The 17,942-nt window shown below is 46.6% G+C and carries 18 protein-coding genes; 5 read left to right on the top strand and 13 right to left on the bottom strand.

All coding sequences use genetic code 11. From position 1 onward, the window contains the following. Window positions 1-18 precede the first annotated feature (18 nt). A complete protein-coding gene (locus ABIE26_RS15120; protein WP_310141720.1) occupies window positions 19-852 on the bottom strand; it encodes an N-acetylmuramoyl-L-alanine amidase in 834 nt (277 codons plus the stop codon). 92 nt (window positions 853-944) lie between these two features. Here ABIE26_RS15120 and ABIE26_RS15125 point away from each other — a divergent pair, with 92 nt between their 5' ends. Continuing rightward, on the top strand, window positions 945-2,627 hold the full coding sequence (locus ABIE26_RS15125) for a dipeptidyl-peptidase 3 family protein (RefSeq protein WP_310141719.1): 1,683 nt from the start codon (window positions 945-947) through the stop codon (window positions 2,625-2,627). A 1-nt stretch (window position 2,628) separates the two neighbouring features. Here ABIE26_RS15125 and ABIE26_RS15130 read toward each other — a convergent pair whose 3' ends face one another. The 8 genes from ABIE26_RS15130 to gltX all read right to left on the bottom strand — a co-directional run bounded on the left by ABIE26_RS15130 (window position 2,629) and on the right by gltX (window position 12,031). Further along, complete coding sequence (locus ABIE26_RS15130) at window positions 2,629-2,991, bottom strand: response regulator (protein WP_310141716.1); 363 nt, start codon at window positions 2,989-2,991, stop codon at window positions 2,629-2,631. Between the two features lie 19 nt (window positions 2,992-3,010). After that, on the bottom strand, window positions 3,011-3,592 hold the full coding sequence (locus ABIE26_RS15135) for a chemotaxis protein CheB (protein WP_310141713.1): 582 nt from the start codon (window positions 3,590-3,592) through the stop codon (window positions 3,011-3,013). After that, the gene (locus ABIE26_RS15140) at window positions 3,574-4,398 is read right to left on the bottom strand and encodes a CheR family methyltransferase (RefSeq protein ID WP_310141712.1); all 825 of its coding nucleotides are present in this window, start codon (window positions 4,396-4,398) and stop codon (window positions 3,574-3,576) included. The genes ABIE26_RS15135 and ABIE26_RS15140 overlap by 19 nt, the downstream gene beginning before the upstream one ends. An 8-nt stretch (window positions 4,399-4,406) precedes the next feature. Beyond that, entirely contained in the window at window positions 4,407-4,775 is a 369-nt protein-coding gene (locus ABIE26_RS15145; RefSeq protein WP_310141710.1) for a response regulator, read from the bottom strand. A gap of 3 nt (window positions 4,776-4,778) precedes the next feature. Next, window positions 4,779-8,369: a response regulator gene (locus tag ABIE26_RS15150; protein ID WP_310141709.1), complete on the bottom strand. Its 3,591-nt coding sequence runs from the start codon at window positions 8,367-8,369 to the stop codon at window positions 4,779-4,781. Between the two features lie 10 nt (window positions 8,370-8,379). Next, window positions 8,380-9,504, bottom strand: coding sequence for a hybrid sensor histidine kinase/response regulator (locus tag ABIE26_RS15155; RefSeq protein ID WP_310141706.1), 1,125 nt, complete (start codon window positions 9,502-9,504; stop codon window positions 8,380-8,382). Window positions 9,505-9,613: 109 nt separating this feature from the next. After that, window positions 9,614-10,453, bottom strand: a complete 840-nt coding sequence (gene ypfJ / locus ABIE26_RS15160; RefSeq protein ID WP_310141705.1) for a KPN_02809 family neutral zinc metallopeptidase — start codon at window positions 10,451-10,453, stop codon at window positions 9,614-9,616. A 69-nt stretch (window positions 10,454-10,522) separates the two neighbouring features. Next, window positions 10,523-12,031, bottom strand: coding sequence for a glutamate--tRNA ligase (gene gltX / locus ABIE26_RS15165; protein WP_310141703.1), 1,509 nt, complete (start codon window positions 12,029-12,031; stop codon window positions 10,523-10,525). A gap of 47 nt (window positions 12,032-12,078) precedes the next feature. On the opposite strand from gltX, the gene ABIE26_RS15170 reads away from it, so the two are divergent. The 3 genes from ABIE26_RS15170 to ABIE26_RS15180 are packed head-to-tail and all read left to right on the top strand — an operon-like array spanning window position 12,079 to window position 14,196. Continuing rightward, window positions 12,079-13,296 (top strand): sensor histidine kinase, encoded by a 1,218-nt coding sequence (locus ABIE26_RS15170; protein ID WP_310141701.1) that lies wholly within the window; start codon window positions 12,079-12,081, stop codon window positions 13,294-13,296. After that, a complete protein-coding gene (locus ABIE26_RS15175) occupies window positions 13,274-13,777 on the top strand; it encodes a DinB family protein (protein WP_310141699.1) in 504 nt (167 codons plus the stop codon). The genes ABIE26_RS15170 and ABIE26_RS15175 overlap by 23 nt, the downstream gene beginning before the upstream one ends. Further along, a complete protein-coding gene (locus ABIE26_RS15180) occupies window positions 13,774-14,196 on the top strand; it encodes a hotdog fold thioesterase (protein WP_310141698.1) in 423 nt (140 codons plus the stop codon). The genes ABIE26_RS15175 and ABIE26_RS15180 overlap by 4 nt, the downstream gene beginning before the upstream one ends. A gap of 9 nt (window positions 14,197-14,205) precedes the next feature. Here ABIE26_RS15180 and ABIE26_RS15185 read toward each other — a convergent pair whose 3' ends face one another. Beyond that, entirely contained in the window at window positions 14,206-14,772 is a 567-nt protein-coding gene (locus ABIE26_RS15185; protein WP_310141695.1) for a Crp/Fnr family transcriptional regulator, read from the bottom strand. Window positions 14,773-14,876: 104 nt separating this feature from the next. On the opposite strand from ABIE26_RS15185, the gene ABIE26_RS15190 reads away from it, so the two are divergent. Further along, a complete protein-coding gene (locus ABIE26_RS15190) occupies window positions 14,877-15,200 on the top strand; it encodes a DMT family transporter (RefSeq protein WP_310141692.1) in 324 nt (107 codons plus the stop codon). A gap of 7 nt (window positions 15,201-15,207) precedes the next feature. On the opposite strand, the gene ABIE26_RS15195 is transcribed toward ABIE26_RS15190, so the two are convergent. The 3 genes from ABIE26_RS15195 to ABIE26_RS15205 form a co-directional block, all read right to left on the bottom strand. Then, complete coding sequence (locus ABIE26_RS15195; protein ID WP_310141689.1) at window positions 15,208-15,762, bottom strand: DUF2911 domain-containing protein; 555 nt, start codon at window positions 15,760-15,762, stop codon at window positions 15,208-15,210. Between the two features lie 28 nt (window positions 15,763-15,790). Then, window positions 15,791-15,973, bottom strand: a complete 183-nt coding sequence (locus ABIE26_RS15200) for a hypothetical protein (RefSeq protein WP_084238246.1) — start codon at window positions 15,971-15,973, stop codon at window positions 15,791-15,793. A gap of 65 nt (window positions 15,974-16,038) precedes the next feature. Then, window positions 16,039-17,844 carry a glycoside hydrolase family 9 protein gene (locus ABIE26_RS15205; RefSeq protein ID WP_310141687.1) on the bottom strand — a complete coding sequence of 602 codons (1,806 nt, stop codon included), beginning with the start codon at window positions 17,842-17,844 and terminating at the stop codon, window positions 16,039-16,041. Window positions 17,845-17,942 lie beyond the last annotated feature (98 nt).

Below are 17,942 nucleotides of genomic sequence, written 5' to 3' on the forward strand. Positions count from 1 at the left end.
TAAAAGCGCCTTTTTTTATTACATATACTTCTTATACAGGTTAAACAGGATCAGCTTATCGGCCGGGGTCAGTTCCTGGCTGATGTCTGTCTGCACAAAGTGGATCTTAAAGGCCTCTATTGCCGCCTTCAGGTTTGTCACATTGTAACCAATGATCCTTAAGGCAGCCACAGCATCAAAATCATCCGGAGGCATCATCAGCACACTATCGTACCAAAGCCCGAAACCGCTTTCGGATAGTCTTTTCCAGGGAAAGTTTTTCGGATCATTTTTACGGCCGGGCGCAATATCGGCATGGCCAATAAAATTGGCTGCAGGAATATTATACCTTTTCTTTAAAGCCCCCAATACGGTAATCAGGCTTTTGATCTGGGGTTCAGTGAAAGGCTCTTTCCCGTTATTGTCTATTTCTATGCCTACAGAAGAGGAGTTCAGGTCAGTTTCATTGCCCCATTTGGATGCACCGGCATGATTGGCCCTCAGGTAATCGTTTACCATCTGGTATACCTTTCCGTCCCTGCCCACTACATAGTGCGAGCTTACCTGCGTACGGGCCAGGGTAAAGGTTTTTAAGGTCTGCGCTGCAGAATCCTGTGCCGTATGGTGAAGGATCACAAAATTAGGCTTACGGATTCCGAAATTTACAGCGCCTACCCATGGCAGCTCATGGGCGGGTAAGGAATCGATGGTCTGATTAAGGGGCGGCTCTGCCTTTATGAGCTCTGCGAACCCCGCGGCCTGCTTCTTGTAAACTTTATTGGTTACCGCATATTTGCTTGTAGAACAGGCTCCAAACATCAATAGTACAAGCAGATAAAAACAAGGCCGGATAAACTTATAGGATGATCTCATAATAGCAGGATTATAAATGGTGAAATTACTATTTTTTACTAATTTCGTTGCACGCTTAATACAGCAATTACCACAATAAGTAAATCATTACCATGAAGAAACGGAACAAAATCACGCTGCTCGTTGCCGGATGCTCAATTGTAGCAGGGGCATTATCCTGTACCAACTCACAAAATAACAACAGCAATCAAACTCAAAATAAGGTAGGCAGTACCGACAGCCTGCAGCGTTATGTAGACGAACGCCTGGCCATCTATGAAAAGGTTAAATTAACCAGCAACCTGAACGACCTGACCGCCAGCGAGCGTAAAATACTTCCGCTGCTGATCCAGGCGGCAAAAATCATGGACGACCTGTTCTGGAAGCAGGCCTACCCGCAGCGCGACAGCCTGTTGGCCACCATTAAAGATGAAAAAACAAGGGCATTTGTTGACATCAACTACGGTCCCTGGGACAGGCTGAACGGGGACAAACCATTTGTTGCCGGAATAGGCCCTAAACCCGATGCAGCAACATTTTATCCTGTTGGGATGACCAAAGATGAACTGGAAAAATCAACTGTAAAAGACAAATACGGTCTTTACTCTGTCATCAAAAAAGACAGCACCGGCAAGCTCAGCTCCGTCCCTTATCACATTCTTTATGCTGCCGAACTTCAGAAAGCATCTAACCTGCTTAAACAAGCGGCCCTGCTTGCCGAAGACGCCGGGCTAAAAAAATACCTGAACCTGAGGGCTGATGCACTGGTTACAGACAATTACGGCCCTAGCGATTACGCCTGGCTGGACATGAAAACCAATACCCTGGATATCATCATAGGTCCTATAGAAAATTACGAAGACAAGCTGTTCAATGCCCGTGCATCGTTCGAGTCTTATGTCCTGATCAAAGATAAAGTATGGAGTAAACGCCTGGCCAAATATGTAAGCATGCTGCCACAGCTGCAGCAGGGTCTTCCGGTAGAAGCCAGGTACAAACAGGAAAAACCGGGAACAGACTCAGAGCTGAATGCCTATGACGTGGTTTATTACGCGGGCGATTGCAATGCAGGCTCAAAAACCATTGCCGTGAACCTGCCTAATGATGAGATCATCCAGCAAAAGAAAGGCACCAGGCGCTCCCAGTTAAAGAACGCCATGAAAGCCAAATTCGATAAGATCCTGATGCCTATTGCCAAAGAACTGATCGACAAAGACCAGCAGCAGTACATCAATTTCGATGCTTTTTTTGCCAATGTGATGTTCCATGAGGTGGCACACGGACTGGGCATCAAAAAAACCGTTACCGGCAAAGGATTTGTGAAAGAAGCCCTTCAGGAACAATATTCATGGCTGGAAGAAGGCAAAGCGGATGTGTTAGGGCTATACATGGTTACCGGCCTGCTTAAAAAAGGCGAACTGGAAGGTGATATTAAAGCTTTTTATACCACTTATATGGCCGGCATATTGCGTTCTGTAAGGTTTGGGGCAGCGAGTGCGCATGGTAAAGCCAACATGCAATGTTTCAATTTCTTTAAGGAAAACGGTGCCTTCATCAGGAACAGTAATGGAACCTACAAAGTAGATTTCAGTAAGTTTGAAACAGCAATGAATAAACTGAGCGGGGTAATCCTGACGCTGCAGGGCAATGGCGATAAAGCTGCAGTAGAGAAAACCCAGAAAGAAATGGCGGTCATCTCTCCGGAGTTACAGGGCGATCTGGATAAACTTACCCAAAAAGGAATCCCCGTAGATATTGTTTTTGAACAGGGCGTAGACGTGCTGGGCGTAAAATAGTTTAAACAGCCAGATGTCTGCTGATAATTGCTTCAAGCTCTTCGATATCGAAGGGCTTGGACAAATACCCGTCAGCCCCCGCCTGATCTGCCAGGGACTTCACATCATTGTTGGCAGAAAAATAAATCACGGGAATATTTTTTAGCAGGTCGTGCGCTTTCAGCTCCCTTGTCGCATCTATCCCGCCTACATCAGGCAGCCAGTTGTCCATAAATATGATATCAGGCGTATAAGCCATCACCTGGTCGATAATATTATTAGAGGTCGAGGACGTTTTGATGTCATACCCGGCATCCTGTAAAATAATTGTACACAGCTCTAAAATGTCTGGATTGTCATCAAATACGAATACCTTTTTGTTCATGTCCTTTATCATCTTAAGGTTAGGACAACAAATTTATAAATTCTCCCATATCTTCAATGCTTAATATCGCATCTATTTCAACATTAAGTTTCGCCTGGGCAGGCATATAAGCTACCTGGGCGGTGTCGGGGTCCTGGATTGCCGCAGTCCCGCCCCAGGCTTTTACCGTTTTCAGCCCATTTACGCCGTCGGCATTCGAACCGGAAAGCAACAGGCAAACCAGTTTTGGCCCATAAACCTCTGCCGCAGTCTGAAATGTGGCGTCAATCGAAGGTCTGGAATAATTGATCTTTTCCGAATAATCCAGTGAAAAAGTCTGATCCTGCTCAATCAGCAAATGGTAATCAGATGGCGCAACGTATACTGTACCTGCCAGTATTTTTTCCTTCTCATCAACCTCTTTTACCTTAAGGCTGGTCCTTGAGGAGAGCAAAGAGGGCAGCAGCGAGTCTGCGCCGTGCTTGCGGTGAACTACAATTATGATCGGAAAGCTGATATCCGGGCTTACCTGGGGCAGTACCTTCAGCAGCACCTCCAGGCTTCCGGCCGAGCCACCTATGATCAATGCCTTTGCCCCTTTCATCAGCCTAATTTCCTCCATATTTTTTCACCTGGTAAACGCTTGTATCTTTTCGCAATCCTGGAAAAATCTACTGTTTCTTTGGTGCCCAGCGCCAGGTAACCCAGCTCGTCCAGACTGCTGTCGAACAGATCGAGCACGTTATGCTGCAGGGCACGGTCAAAATAGATCAGCACATTCCGGCATAAAATCAGCTGAAACTCATTAAAAGAATGGTCGGAAACCAGGTTATGGGTAGAAAAGATCAGCTTGCTTTTCAGCTCTTCATCAAATTTTGCCAGGGAGTAATTCGCAGTATAATAGCTGGAAAAGTCTTTCGTCCCCCCTGCCAGGATATAATTTTCCGAATATTGTTTCATCTGACCCATCGCAAACATTCCCTGGGCAGCTTTCTCCAGTACTGCCGGGTTAAGGTCTGTGGCATAGATCAGCGATTTATGCAGCAGATTCAGCTCTTTTAAAAGGATAGAAATAGAATAGGCTTCTTCTCCGGTAGAGCATCCGGCAAGCCAGATCCGGATAAAAGGATAGGTTCCCAGTTTTGGCAGAACCTCTTCTCTTAAGGTCCTGAAAAAGGAGGGGTCCCTGAACATTTCGGTAACATTTACCGTGATCTGCTCCACAAACCTTTTAAAATAAACCTGGTCATCAATAACCTTGTACCTGAACTCCGCAAAACTCAATGCCTTATCCAAAGCATAAAGCCTCGAGATCCGGCGTTTTAAAGATGCCCTTGAGTACCCGGTAAAATCATAGCCATAATGCTCCAGAAGATCGGAAAGCAGGACCTCCACGTGTTCATCGGTTATTACAGGGCTATCCAGCATCGGCTTTTCTAAATATAAAGGTTAAGCAACCCGGTTAATTCTTCTACATTAATGGGCTTGGAAACATAGCCTGATGCCCCGGCGTTCAGGCAGCGCTCCCTGTCGCCAACCATGGCCTGGGCGGTAACCGCAATCACGGGAATATCCTTCAGCACAGGGTCCGTTTGCATTACAGCCATAGCCTCATAGCCATCCATTCCCGGCATCATCATGTCCATCAGCACTACAGTAATGTCCCTGTCCTGTGCCAGCAAATCCAGTCCTTCCTGCCCTCCAGCAGCCGATACACAGTGGTAGCCTTTGGCCTTCAGTACGGCCGACAATGCAAAAATATTCCTGCTGTCGTCGTCCACTATCAATATTTTATTCTTCAGCATATGTTATACCTTATCGTAAAGCCAAACCCTGAGCAGCGAGATGAGCTGGTCAATATCCACCGGCTTGGAAATATAGTCTGATGCGCCTGCAGCAATACATTTCTCCCGGTCGCCCATCATGGCTTTGGCCGTTACGGCAAGAACCGGCAATTGTTTATAGGCAGCCATCTTCCTGATTTCCTTTGTCGTCTCATATCCATCCATTTCCGGCATCATCATGTCCATCAGCACGATATCCACCAATGGGCTCTCTTTAAGCACCTGCAGGGCTTCTTTGCCGTCTGTAGCGGCCAGTACTTTCATCTTATGCTGTTCCAAAGCTTTGGTCAAAGAAAAGATGTTCCTCACATCATCGTCTGCAATCAGTACGGTCTTATTGTTCAGCACTTCATACAGGCCGCCCAGTTTTTCTGTATTTGTTTTTTTCTGCTTGCTCTCATCCTCTTTCTCTTCAACCAGGTGCAGGAACAGTGCCGCTTCATCTAAAATACGCTGGTAGGAATGTGCAGTTTTAACCACAATGGAATCCGCATATTGTTTGATGCGGCTCTCTTCACCCTTGGATAAGTTCTTCCCGGTAAAAATGATGATCGGCAGGTTTTCAAGCCCTTTGCTTTTCTTAATGGTTTCCAGCGTTTCATAAGCATTCTTATCGGGGATGCCCATGTCCAGGATCACACAATCCACCTCCTGCTTGTTCAGCGCATCAATGCTTTGCGTCACATTGCCCGCCACTTCGGTATGGATGCTGTAATTGCTTAAAAAATAGCTCAGGGCTTCGGCATGCTGCTTATTCTCTTCTACAATCAGTACTTTTTTGGGGTACCTGCTTAAAGCCTGTTCCAGCTTTTGAAAGATCTGCTGCATATGCTCCAGCGCAACGGGTTTATTGATAAAGTCTACCGCGCCCTTCAACAGGCTTTCTTTTTTTACTTCCAGTGACGACATGATATGCACCGGAATTGGCCTTGTAGCCGGGTTCGACTTCAGCTCCTCCATCACCTGCCAGCCGTCTTTAACCGGCAATTGTATATCCAGCAATATCGCCAGGGGCTTATAATGATTGGCCAGCTCTATACCCACATCCCCCCTTACGGCAACGATGCCCTTATAGTTTCTTTTTCGTGTAAAGCCCAGCAGTGTTTTTGCAAAATTGGTATCATCTTCAATGATCAGGATCACCTTGTCATCCGGCGCTATATGGTCCCGGTCATCTTCGATATCTTTAGGGATACGGTCAACCGTAAACCTTTCTGTCATAACGGGCTCCGGCTTTTCTACGTAGACCGGAGCGGCCAAAACATCCTGTACCGCTTCAGACTTTTCAATTGCATTCCTGTTTACCGGCAGTGAAAATGTAAACTCACTCCCCACATGTTCCTTACTGGTCAGCGCAATTTCCCCGCCCAGCAGCTTAGACAATTCCCTGCTGATGGACAGTCCTAATCCGGTCCCCCCAAACTTGCGCCGCGTAGAGCCATCTGCCTGCTGAAAGGCCTCAAATATCAATCCCTGCTTATCCTGAGGGATGCCTATCCCCGTATCTGTAACTTTAAACAAGACGTTTTTACCATCTTCAGCCTGGTTCACGGTTAATGCAACCTTTCCAGCTGTGGTAAATTTAATGGCATTGGAAAGCAGGTTCTTTAAAATCTGCTCCAGGCGCATCTTATCGGTATTGATCTGTAAAAGCTCATCTTCAACATCAATCACAAGCTCTAGCGCCTTATTCTTTGCCAGCGGGGCAAACAGCGACCGCATATCTGTAACCACCTCTGCAATATTCACATCCGAAAATTCGAGCTTCATTTTTCCGGCCTCAATTTTAGACAGGTCGAGGATCTCATCAATCAAAGCCAGCAATCCCTGTCCGGAGCTTTGTATCACCTCGGCATATTCAATATATTCTTTATCCAGCTCCTTATTTTCAGACATCAGTTTTGACAGCAGCAAAATAGAATTCAAAGGCGTACGCAGTTCATGCGACATATTGGCCAGGAATTCCGATTTGTACTTGGTACTCTGCTCCAGCTGCTCGGCTTTATGCTGTATATCTAAATTCCTTTCCTGTATCAGCTGGTTCTTTTCTTCCAGCAAGCTTGTCCGTTCTTCCAGCTCCTGGTTACTTTGCAGCAACTCCTCCTGCTGTACCCTAAGCTCCTCTTCTGAAGTCTGGATCCGCTGTGTCTGGGCCTCCAGTTCGGCATTTAAGCCTTCCAGTTCCCGGTGCTGCGCCTGCAGTTCTTCTGCCTGGGCCTGGGTTTCCTCTAAAAACTCCTGCAACCTTTTCCGGTTTTGCGAACCATGAATGGCAATTCCGATATTGTGCGAAATGTTATGGAGAAATTCGAGCTGTAGGGGGGTATAAGTATGCAGACTGCCAAATTCCATCACACCGGTCACAATACCGTCCCTGATCACCGGAACCGCCACAACATTTCTGGGCCGTGTATTTCCCGCCGCATAGCTGATGGTCAGTTCCCCTTCAGGGATCTCATTGATCAGCATCTGTTTGCCCGATTGCAAAGCCTGTCCCGCCAGTCCCTCTCCAGCCTTTAGCTGTGCTGTTTTATACCCATCCATCAAAGCATAACTTCCTGCAAGATGAAGCATTTTATCTTCTTCCAGCAGGTAAAATGCCCCAACCTGACTATGGGTGTGTTCAATTATACTTTCCAGGATATCATTGGCCAGCTCAGGTACACTTTTTTCGCCTACCATTTTATCGTTCAACGCCGCTATGGCCGATTGCAGCCATTCCTTATCTGCCAGCAATGAAAAAGAATACTGCAAGGATTCGGCCATGCTGTTCAGTGAGCCTGCCAGGCTCCCCAGGTCGTCCCTTTCGGCCTCATCAAGCCGCACCTGGTAATCCCCTTTGGAAATCTGGCCCGCAATTCCCTGAATAACAGCAATCCTGTTGTCCATTTCTTCACGTTTTCGCTGCAGTTCCTCCTGTAATTGGGTGCGGACATTAAAATCGTGAGAGACTTTGCGGTAAAAAAAGAAAGTGATTAAAACCGCAATGATAGCGGCCAGGATAATGAGTAGTGGCGTATAACCGGCCAGCTTGTTCATATCGGCTGTTCGCAGCTCCAATAAGCGTTTCTCCTCTGTCTGCATCACCTTGATCAAATCACGAGCGGCATCCATATAGGTTTTTCCGTTCACCAGCTCCGCAACGCTTACGTTCCCGCCCCTGCTTTTTATGCCAACGGTCTTCTGCAAGATCTCCAGCCGGCCCACAATAATCTCACGCAGTTTCTTAACATTCTTTTGCTGTACAGGATTATCCACGGTCTCTTTACCTACCTCATCCAGCAGATAAAGCGCATTTTGTTTTGCACCTACATAGGGGGCTAAAAAATCTTTTTCCCCGGTCAGCAAATACCCTCTTTGTCCGGTTTCAGCATCTTTTAACGTAGAAATCACGCCATCCAGCCTGGTCATGACTTCATTGCTGTGTGCTACCATCTCTCCGCTACTGATGAGATTTTTGATACTGATGTAAGAGGCCAGCGAGGTAATGAACAATACCAGCAACGATAGCCCCAAACCAATGCGAAGGTTATTTTTTATAGATTTTTTACTCATAAATACTGTTTTAATCTGTTACCGGAACAGTGTTCAGCGGCAGGGTGAAATAAAATTCCGAACCCTCGCCCAATTTACTTTTGACCCCTACTTCACCACCATGACGGTTAATAATTTCGGCCGAGATATACAAACCTATACCTAAACCCTGGAAATGTATTGAAGTTTCCTCAACCCTGTAAAATTTTTCAAATACATGTTTCTGCAACTCTGGTTCAATACCTATTCCGAAATCACGAACCCCCAGGTATAACTTGTCGCCTGTGGTATGCACATTGACTTCTACCCTGTTCGTTCCCGGAGCGTATTTAATGGCATTGGTCAGAAAGTTAACGATCACCTGCTCAATGCGCATCTCATCGGCATAGATCTGCCGGGGCGCAGTCCCTTTTCTAATGAAGTTAAATTCCGGATTGGCCTGATGTATGATCTCCAGAACACCATCCAGCAGGGTATCCAGCACAAAATGTTTTTTGTTGAATTTTAGTTTCCCGCTTTCTATTTTAGAGATGTCCAGCAAATCGGCAATCAACTCGTTCAATTTTTCCAGCTGCACCTGTGCTTTGGCCAGATGCTTTTTAACCGTAGGGATATCGCCTTTGTCCACACTTCTACCCAGCAGCTGGACGTAGCCCTTTACACTGGTTAGAGGCGTTTTTAATTCGTGACTGGCAATACTGATGAATTCATCCTTTTTACGTTCCGCCTTTTTTCTGAATTCAATTTCATCCAGCAGGGCTTTTTGTATTTCTATAAGTTTTCGGCTTTGCTCATAAATGCGGTAAAAGGTTTTCACCTTTAATAGCAGGATATCCATATCCACAGGCTTGGTGATATAATCCAGGCCTCCTGATGAATATCCCCTGGTGATAAATTTAAGCTCTGTATTTGCTGCTGATAAAAAGATGATTGCCGTTTCTTTGGCTTTGCTGTAGCCTGAAATCGCCTCTGCAACCTCAAAACCATCCATTCCAGGCATCTGTACATCCAGGATGATCAGCACATATTCATTTTTAAGTACTTTTTTTAAGGCTTCTTCTCCGGATGATGCGGTATCTACTTCAAAATTATGCCGTTCCAGCACCTTTTTTAAAGAGATCAGGTTCTCTGGGGTATCATCTACTATTAATATCATTATTTAAACATAAATAAGGCTTTACTTTTGTATAACACTTTGCAGTTAAAGTTATACAAGTTTATAAGTTTAAACTTATATATCATCATTTTGTTGCAAAACGTATAAATTATAACCTGTTGGAATTAAAAGTATCTCCCTGCCTGAAATCGCCGGTTTCAAACCCTTTTTTGAACCAATACATCCTTTGAGCTGAAGTACCGTGTGTAAAGGCGTCCGGCACCACTTCTCCCTGCGCCTGCTTCTGAAGTTTATCGTCGCCAATTGCGTTTGCAGCGGTCAGCGCCTCTTCAATATCTCCCTCGTCCAGCCTGAAGTTAGCCTGGCTCTGTGCGTGATGTGCCCAAAGTCCGGCAAAAAAATCGGCCTGAAGCTCCAGCTTAACGGAAAGTTTATTGTATTCCACTTCGCTTAACCGTGCCCTTTCCCGCTGTACCTTTTCTGAGATTCCCAGCAGATTTTGCACGTGGTGTCCAACCTCATGCGCAATCACATAAGCCTGCGCAAAATCCCCGGCAGCACCAAAACGGTCCTTTAAATCTTTATAAAATGTTAAATCAATGTATACTTTATGATCGGCCGGGCAATAGAACGGCCCTACCGCTGAACTGGCATTGCCGCAGGCCGATGCCACCATATTGTCGAACAAAGTAAGTACCGGGGCCTCATATTCACGCCCCATTTGCTGAAACTGTGCTACCCATACCGAGTCAGTCGACTCCAGTACACCGGCAACAAACTTCCCTTCAACATCGGTGGGCACCCCTCTTTTGCCTTCTGCAGGGGCCTGCTGGCCAACAGGGAGCTGGCTTACCAAGCCAGAGAAATCCTGTCCGAAGATCAGACCTAAAACTACAACGATGATGGCCGCGCCACCACCAAGCACCTTACCACCACTCATCCCCCTCCTGTCATCAACGTTACTGCTACCTTTTCCGAACCATTGCATATATATCCTGTTTATTTGGTTAATAAAAGTTTGCGACAATTGTTATACCAAAAATAAAAGAATATAAGATTAATTAAATACAGCTATAGCTTTACGGATTCTTTCGATAGTTTCTGCAGCGCCGAGGTTCACCGCAATGTCGAACACGCCAGGGCCAAATTTTCCGCCAACAAGCATCACCCTCAAAGGAAGCATCAGCTCTCCGGGCTTAAAACTATGCGCTGCAGCCAGTGTTTTAAACTTTTCCTCCAGCGCTGCCGCTTGCTGTCCATCCCCCAGCTCCGAAGTATAGGCTTCAAAAAAAGCAGCCTTTTCAGCAGTCCATTTTGGTTTTACTGCATCCAGGTCATAATTCCCCGGAGCTTTAAAAAAGTAACCTCCCTGCGCAACAAAATCACCAAGCAGGTTACAACGGTCTTTAATCAGGTCAATCACTTTCACCAGCTGTACATCTTCTCCGGTTTCTGTATCCGCAGCGGCAAAAGCTTTTTTTACAAATGGAAGCAGTTCCTGTGCTGTACTCTTTTTTATCCATTCATGGTTGTACCATTTGGCTTTTTCAAAATCAAACTTTGCACCAGCCTTACTGATCCTTTCTACTGAAAACTTATCTATCAGTTCGCCCATAGAAAACAACTCCTGATCGGTACCATCGTTCCAGCCCAGCATCGCCAGCAGGTTTACAAATGCTTCCGGCATAAAACCAAGCTCCTTAAAACCTTTGGTCAGCTCGCCGGTTTTTGGGTCTGTCCAGTTTTGTGCATAAACGGGGAATCCCAGCCTGTCGCCATCCCTTTTGCTTAGTTTACCATTGCCGTCCGGCTTCAGGATCAAGGGCAAATGCACCCATGCAGGCATTTCATCTCCCCAGCCCAGGTACCTCCATAAAAGGATATGGATAGGTGCCGAAGGCAGCCACTCTTCCCCTCTGAAAACATGGCTGATCTCCATCGCCCTGTCGTCTGCAACAACCGCCAGGTGATAGGTAGGCATGCCATCGGCTTTCAGGAGTACTTTATCGTCAACCAGGTTCGTATCAAAGCTTACATGCCCCCTGATCAGATCGGTAAAAGAAACCAACTCGTTTTCGGGGATTTTAATCCGGACCACATGCGGTGTGTTGCCGGCCAGTAAGGCCGAAACTTCTGCAGCATCAAGGGTTAGCGAATTTCGCATCTCAGCCCGTGTTGCCAGTCCGTAAGTAAAATTAGGAATCTCTTTGCGTTTGGCCTCCAGCTCTTCGGGCGTGTCAAAAGCATAGTAGGCATGCCCGCTGGCAACCAGCTGTTCAGCATACTGCCGGTAAGTTGCCTTCCTTTCACTTTGCCGGTACGGCCCGAAAGGACCGCCAAGCGAAGGACTCTCATCAGGCTTTAAACCGCACCATTCCAGGCAGGAAGCAATATATTCTTCTGCCCCTTCTACAAAACGGGTCTGGTCGGTATCCTCTATCCGCAATACAAATGTACCGTTGTGCTTTTTGGCAAACAGATAATTGAATAAAGCGGTACGCACGCCGCCTAAATGAAGTCCCCCTGTCGGGCTGGGGGCAAACCTTACTCTTACTTTCTTTTCCATAATTACTGCTGCAAAGATATATATTTTGTAATTTGCCTTTATATGCTATGAATCCATACGAGAAAAAACGCCGCTGGAAATTCTTTTTACTTGTCTTTGCCATTCTAATTGGCACAGCTTCTGTTTTTTACAGCGACTTCTTCGTAAAAAAGATGGAGCGCGAGGAACAGCTCCAGTTCCAACTCTATGTTAAGGTAACGGAACAGACCCTGGCCATGTACGATGACGACCGCTACACCGGCCTGATCGACCTGATCCGTACCAATACCAAACTGCCCGTGATCATGACCGACTCCAAGGGCGACATCATCAGTTACCAGGGATTGGATTCCACCAAAACGAATTACGACCTTGAAAAGAAGGCCGGTGTGAATTATGACCCCGCTTATTTTGCCCGGGAACTCAAAAAAATGAAACAGCAGCATTCTGCAACCCCAATACTGGGCGGCGATGATACCCGCTGGTACATTTACCATAAAGATTCTGCTACCTTAACCCAGCTGCGCTATTTCCCTTATATCCAGCTGGCCGTAATCGGCCTCTTCCTGCTTACCGCCTATATTGCCTTCAGTTCGGCCCGAAAGGCCGAACAGGACCAGGTATGGGTAGGTATGGCTAAAGAAACCGCCCATCAGCTGGGTACTCCCATCTCTTCCCTTATGGCCTGGGTAGAGCTCATCAAATCCCGCTTTGACGCCGAAGAGGACCCCCTGATTGCGGAAATGGAAAACGACATTAAACGGCTGGAAGTCATTACCGACCGCTTCTCAAAGATAGGCTCCAAACCTATCGTAGAGGACCACGTAGTTTATACCGTGATCTATAATTTTGTGGAATATTTCAAATTGCGCACTTCCGACAAAATCGTTTTCAAAATCACTGGTGATGAACAGGTTAGAGCTTTACTAAATGTTCCACTGTTCGATTGGGTGACTGAGAACCTGCTTAAAAACGCAGCAAATGCCATAGAAAATGAAGGCACCATTACCATCAATATCATAGAAAACCTGACCAAGGAAGAAGTATTCATTGATGTAACGGATACCGGGAAAGGCATCGCCCGGTCTAAATTTGATGCCGTATTCCAGCCGGGCTATACCACCCGCAAAAGGGGCTGGGGGCTGGGCCTTTCACTTACCAAAAGGATCATTGAAAATTACCACAACGGACAGATCTTTGTGAAAGACTCTGAACTGGGCAAGGGCACTACCTTTCGTATCATTTTAAAAAGCAGCATAACTTATGAACCGACCTCAAACACATGAGTACCCCGTGTGGGGAGAGCAATACATCAGCCTGGTTGACGACGATGTATTGGGTATACTGAAAAAACAGGCATCTGAATTCCCGGACTTCCTCAACACGCTGATCGAAAAAGCCGATTATGCCTATGCACCGGGCAAATGGACTATAAAAGAGCTTGCCGGGCATGTGATAGACACCGAACGCATCCTTACCTACCGCTTAACCTGCTTTGCCCGTGCCGAGCAGCATGCCCTTCCGGGTTTTGATGAAGAGGATTATGTAGCCAATGCGCATTTTGCCGACAGAAGCCTGCTTAGCCTATCGGAAGAATTTGCTTTATTGCGAAAGTCTAACCTCTACCTCTTCAACTCGCTTACCGAGACAGAACTGAACAGAAGCGGAACGGCCTCCAAAAGACAGATCAGCGTACGCGCCCTTCTTTTTGTAATTGCCGGCCATCTGATCCACCATACCCAAATTATCAAAAGCCGTTACCTATGATCTGGTTTTCCGACTTTAGCCCCGAAGCATTAAACGACAGGCCAAAAAACCATATGGGCGCTTTTTTGGACATACAATTCACCAAAGTGGAGGAAGACACCCTGACGGCAACCATGCCCGTCGACGAACGGACGCACCAGCCCGCAGGTATTTTACATGGCGGAGCCTCTGTTGTACTGGCCGAGACACTGGGCAGCATTGCCTCCTTTATGTGTATAGACCCTGAAAAATTCTACGCTGTAGGCCTCGAGATCAATGCCAATCATTTGCGGCCTGTAAAATCAGGATTGGTAACCGGAGTCTGTAAGCCCCTGCACATCGGCTCAAAAACCCATGTATGGGAAATCAGGATCTATAACGACAAGGGAAAAATGAACTGCATCAGCAGGTTAACTGTTGCTATCCTTAAAAAGGCCTGAAAAATAGGTCTATTTAATTTCCGATCTGATCCGGCTTAAGGTGACCTGTGTTACCCCAAGGTAAGAGGCAATATAGCCTAATTGTATCCGCTGCACCAATGCAGGGTTATCGCGCAGCAATTCGCTGTACCTTTCAGTGGCCGTCTTAAAGAGCCGGCCGATAAAACACTCTTCCGATTTGATCAGTTCCAGCTCTGCCAGCTTCCGGCCCCAGTTGGCGAATGCGGCATCTTCCTTGAACAGGGCCTCCAGTGTCGCCGTTTTGATCTCATACAAGACGCTGTTTTCCAGCAACTCTACACTTTCATAACCCGGCCGGTCATTGATATAGCTGTTGTAAGAGAGGATCAGGTCGCCCTCCATTCCAAACCAGAAGGTGATCTGACTTTCGGCACCTTCGCAAAAAGCCCTGGCAATTCCTTTTTCAATAAAATAAATGGATTTTTCTGTACGCTCTGCCCTGATGATCAATGTGTTTTTAGGAATTTCCACGCGCTGCATGATCCCCAGCAACTGCTCCAGCTGGGCCTTACTAAGAGGATAAATGCCTTTTATTTTATTTAAGATGTTCTGCAAAAGGAGATTTTTTATAAAGATAAAATACTGAGCGCTTCTTTTTTTAACATTTGTAAAAAACCAGCCGCCGGCATCGGGGTATCTTTGTGGCAAATTATTAAATTATGAACTGGATTATCTTAGTTATTGCCGGAATTTTTGAAGTGGGGTTCACAACCTGTTTAAAATTGTCCAACAATTTCAGCAACATGAAATGGAGCATTGCCTTTTTCATTTGCATCACATTGAGCTTTATTTTGCTAAACAAAGCTACCCAGACCCTGCCAATGGGTACAGCATATGCCGTTTGGACTGGCATCGGTGCAGTAGGAACCGTTTTGGTCGGGATTTTCTTTTTTGAAGAGCCGGTCAACTTCTGGCGGATCTTTTTTATTGCCACGCTGATCGGTTCTATTCTGGGCCTGAAATTCCTGGCCGGAGGCCATTAAAAAAGCACTATTTAATTTCAATAGGAAGCTCTACCACAGTACGGTCCCAGCCCAATACCATATTGGCTCCCTTGGGTTGGGGCGTAAAGGTAATCGAAAAGGCTTCTATCGGTTTATCCTGTAGTGCAACCGGCACTTCTATCCGGACAACATCTTCGGCCTGGTTATAGCTGAACGCTCCCCAGCGGTCGGTCTGCTTATTGATGATCAATACCCATTTGCCTGGATTTGGAATAGCAAACAGGCTATAGGTACCCGGTTTAATGGTTTTACCACCCACCACAACGCGTTTGAAGAATTTAACTTCAGTACACTCATTGGCACCAACGCGCCACACTTTATCAAATTGTTCCAGCACCCCAAAAATTTCACGTCCTTTTCTTGTAGGCCTGGAATAAACCACTTTAATAGATGGCGTTGGGCCATCTTTGGCTTTGGCTGAATTTAATGGATAGTAGACAATGTCAGCGGGACTGGCATCTACAGGCGCAAACTTTAACTCCTGTGCCCTGGCGCCAAGGGTAAGCACAGCCAGAATTGCGATAAAACTTAATCTCTTCATGGGCCTTTTCCCTGATAAGGTTAAATGATTAGTATTCGCGGCCTTTTACGATTCCGTTTAAAAAGACAGCACCAAATATAAATCCGATAATTCCGCCTAAAATAGACCAGCCAAAGCTTCCTGAGATGATAGCCGCAGTTAAAATACCAAAAAACAGGCCCAGTACATAATAAACCCAATCAAATGTGTTGTTGTTCTCTTCTTTAATCATTACATTAATTCTTAGGCCCCAAAGATATTGAATTATTTGATCTGTGTATAATTATTGCAGCTTTTTTATGGGTTTATCCGGCTTTGATAGGCCGCCAGCAGGTATATCAGGGATGCGGTGCCGTCCATCGTAGGCTCATTGGTACTGTAATCGCCAAAATCATCATGATAAACCACCAGGGGCGACTGAAATTCGGCGTATTCATCGGGCCGGTACAGGGTAATACCAATCAGGTTCCTGTAAATGCTGCCGTAAACCGGTCCGTCAACCAATCCTCCGTCTAAAGGATACTGGTGCAGGTGCGTTAATGCCGAATGCGGGTCCTGCGGCGTATCTCCCCAGGCCGGCAAGCCATAAACCATGGAAGTTCCCCAGGGATTACAGCCAAACAGCCAGTCAAAATTTGCCTGCGCCAACTCTTCGTATGCCGCATCCCCGCTAAGCTGATGGTACAGAAAAGCCTGTATGGCAAATGATGTGGTCAGGTTATTGGAACACCAGATAAAGGGAACACCACGGTAAAAAGCATTTTGCTGTGCCTTTTTCCAAACCTTTTCCAATCCCGCCCTGTAATCCTGTTTCGCTTTTTCCGATAGCTCCGCATGCCGGGTTTTGGCAAGCTCGTAATGTCCGAAATTGTGAAAAGGGTACCATTGGTAATGCCTGGCTGTATCTGCACCCATCCAGGGGCTTACAGGTTCTTTAGCCGCGTATCCTGCGGCCTGCAGCAAGTACTTTCCGGAGCCCGAACCCTGGTACAGCTCCGCCGCGGCAAGTTCCATATCGTCTGTCCAGTTGTCTTCTTCATAAAAATAAGGTGCACGGTTTGGTGCGGTCTGCTGTACCCCGGGCTTCTTCAGGCCAAAGGCATAGGCCGATAATGATTTTTGTTCCAGCTTGCGGGCGTAGGCTTTGTCAATCCCTTTAAACAGCCTGCTCCCCAGAGCAAAAGCACTGCTGAATTTTCCGGCAACAGAGGCTGTTCCTGTTGCCCTGCTCTGGTATTTGCCCAGGCCCTGCGGCTTTCCGTTGGCAAAATAAACCGGCCGCTCCCTGCCTTTTCCGTAATCCACATCATCTTTTGTAGGCAGCCGCAGCCCCTTGTGGTCCCGGTCGTCCGCAATCTGGTTAAACAGCCAGTCCTTCCTTGGATGCATTTTTAACAGCCATTGCAGTCCCCAGTCCGCCTCATCCAGTACATCTGCCCTCCCATTCTCCCCCTCAAGTCCATTCGCGAGGTAACGATCAGTAAAAACCTCGGGAAAATCCCGGTAAGCCGCAAGTAAATGATAGGTAGCATTGGCAGAGGTGGTGGCATATTGCAGGTAATCGGAAGCATCGTGCCAGCCCCCGCTCACATCTATATGTGTACTGTCGGGCATCGGCCCGTACATGGTATAGCCATCCTGCGTATGGCAGCTGTCTTTCAGATATGGATTATAGCCGCTGCGCTGCTGGCGCATGTACCGCAAAGCGAAGTCGGCGGCCCCTGCATACACATCCCTGCCTATGATCAGCTCCGGCGATTCGGCCCCGCCCGCCCGAATGAAATACCGGCCCGGAGTGTTAAAATCGCTAAAATTTAACCTGCAGGCTTTTTTAAAAGGGCCATAGGCGCCAAAAGTACTGATCTTTTCTGCGGTATAAACTACTTTGCCGCTTTGTTTTTCCACAAGCTCAAAACTGGATGGAAGCCCATCTTCATTCCTGGTGACCCAAACAGCCACTTTTACTGACCGGGGCTGGTAGCCCAGCTGGTTTATCCTGATCCAGGCCTCAGTAGCTCCGGCCCGTTCAACCGCCTGATGAAAGGAAAGGAACAGCAGCCCGCTCAAAAGGATACCCAGACTGAATCGTTGTGTTTTCTTCATAAATACGTGGTTATCATAGATAAACAGAATGGTTTAGGCAAACCTAAAAATAACAAACACTTGTCAGTTTTCGGTCAATTATTTTGAACAAAGCAGCA

It is taken from the genome of Pedobacter africanus (assembly GCF_040548825.1).
Lineage (GTDB): Bacteria > Bacteroidota > Bacteroidia > Sphingobacteriales > Sphingobacteriaceae > Pedobacter > Pedobacter africanus_A.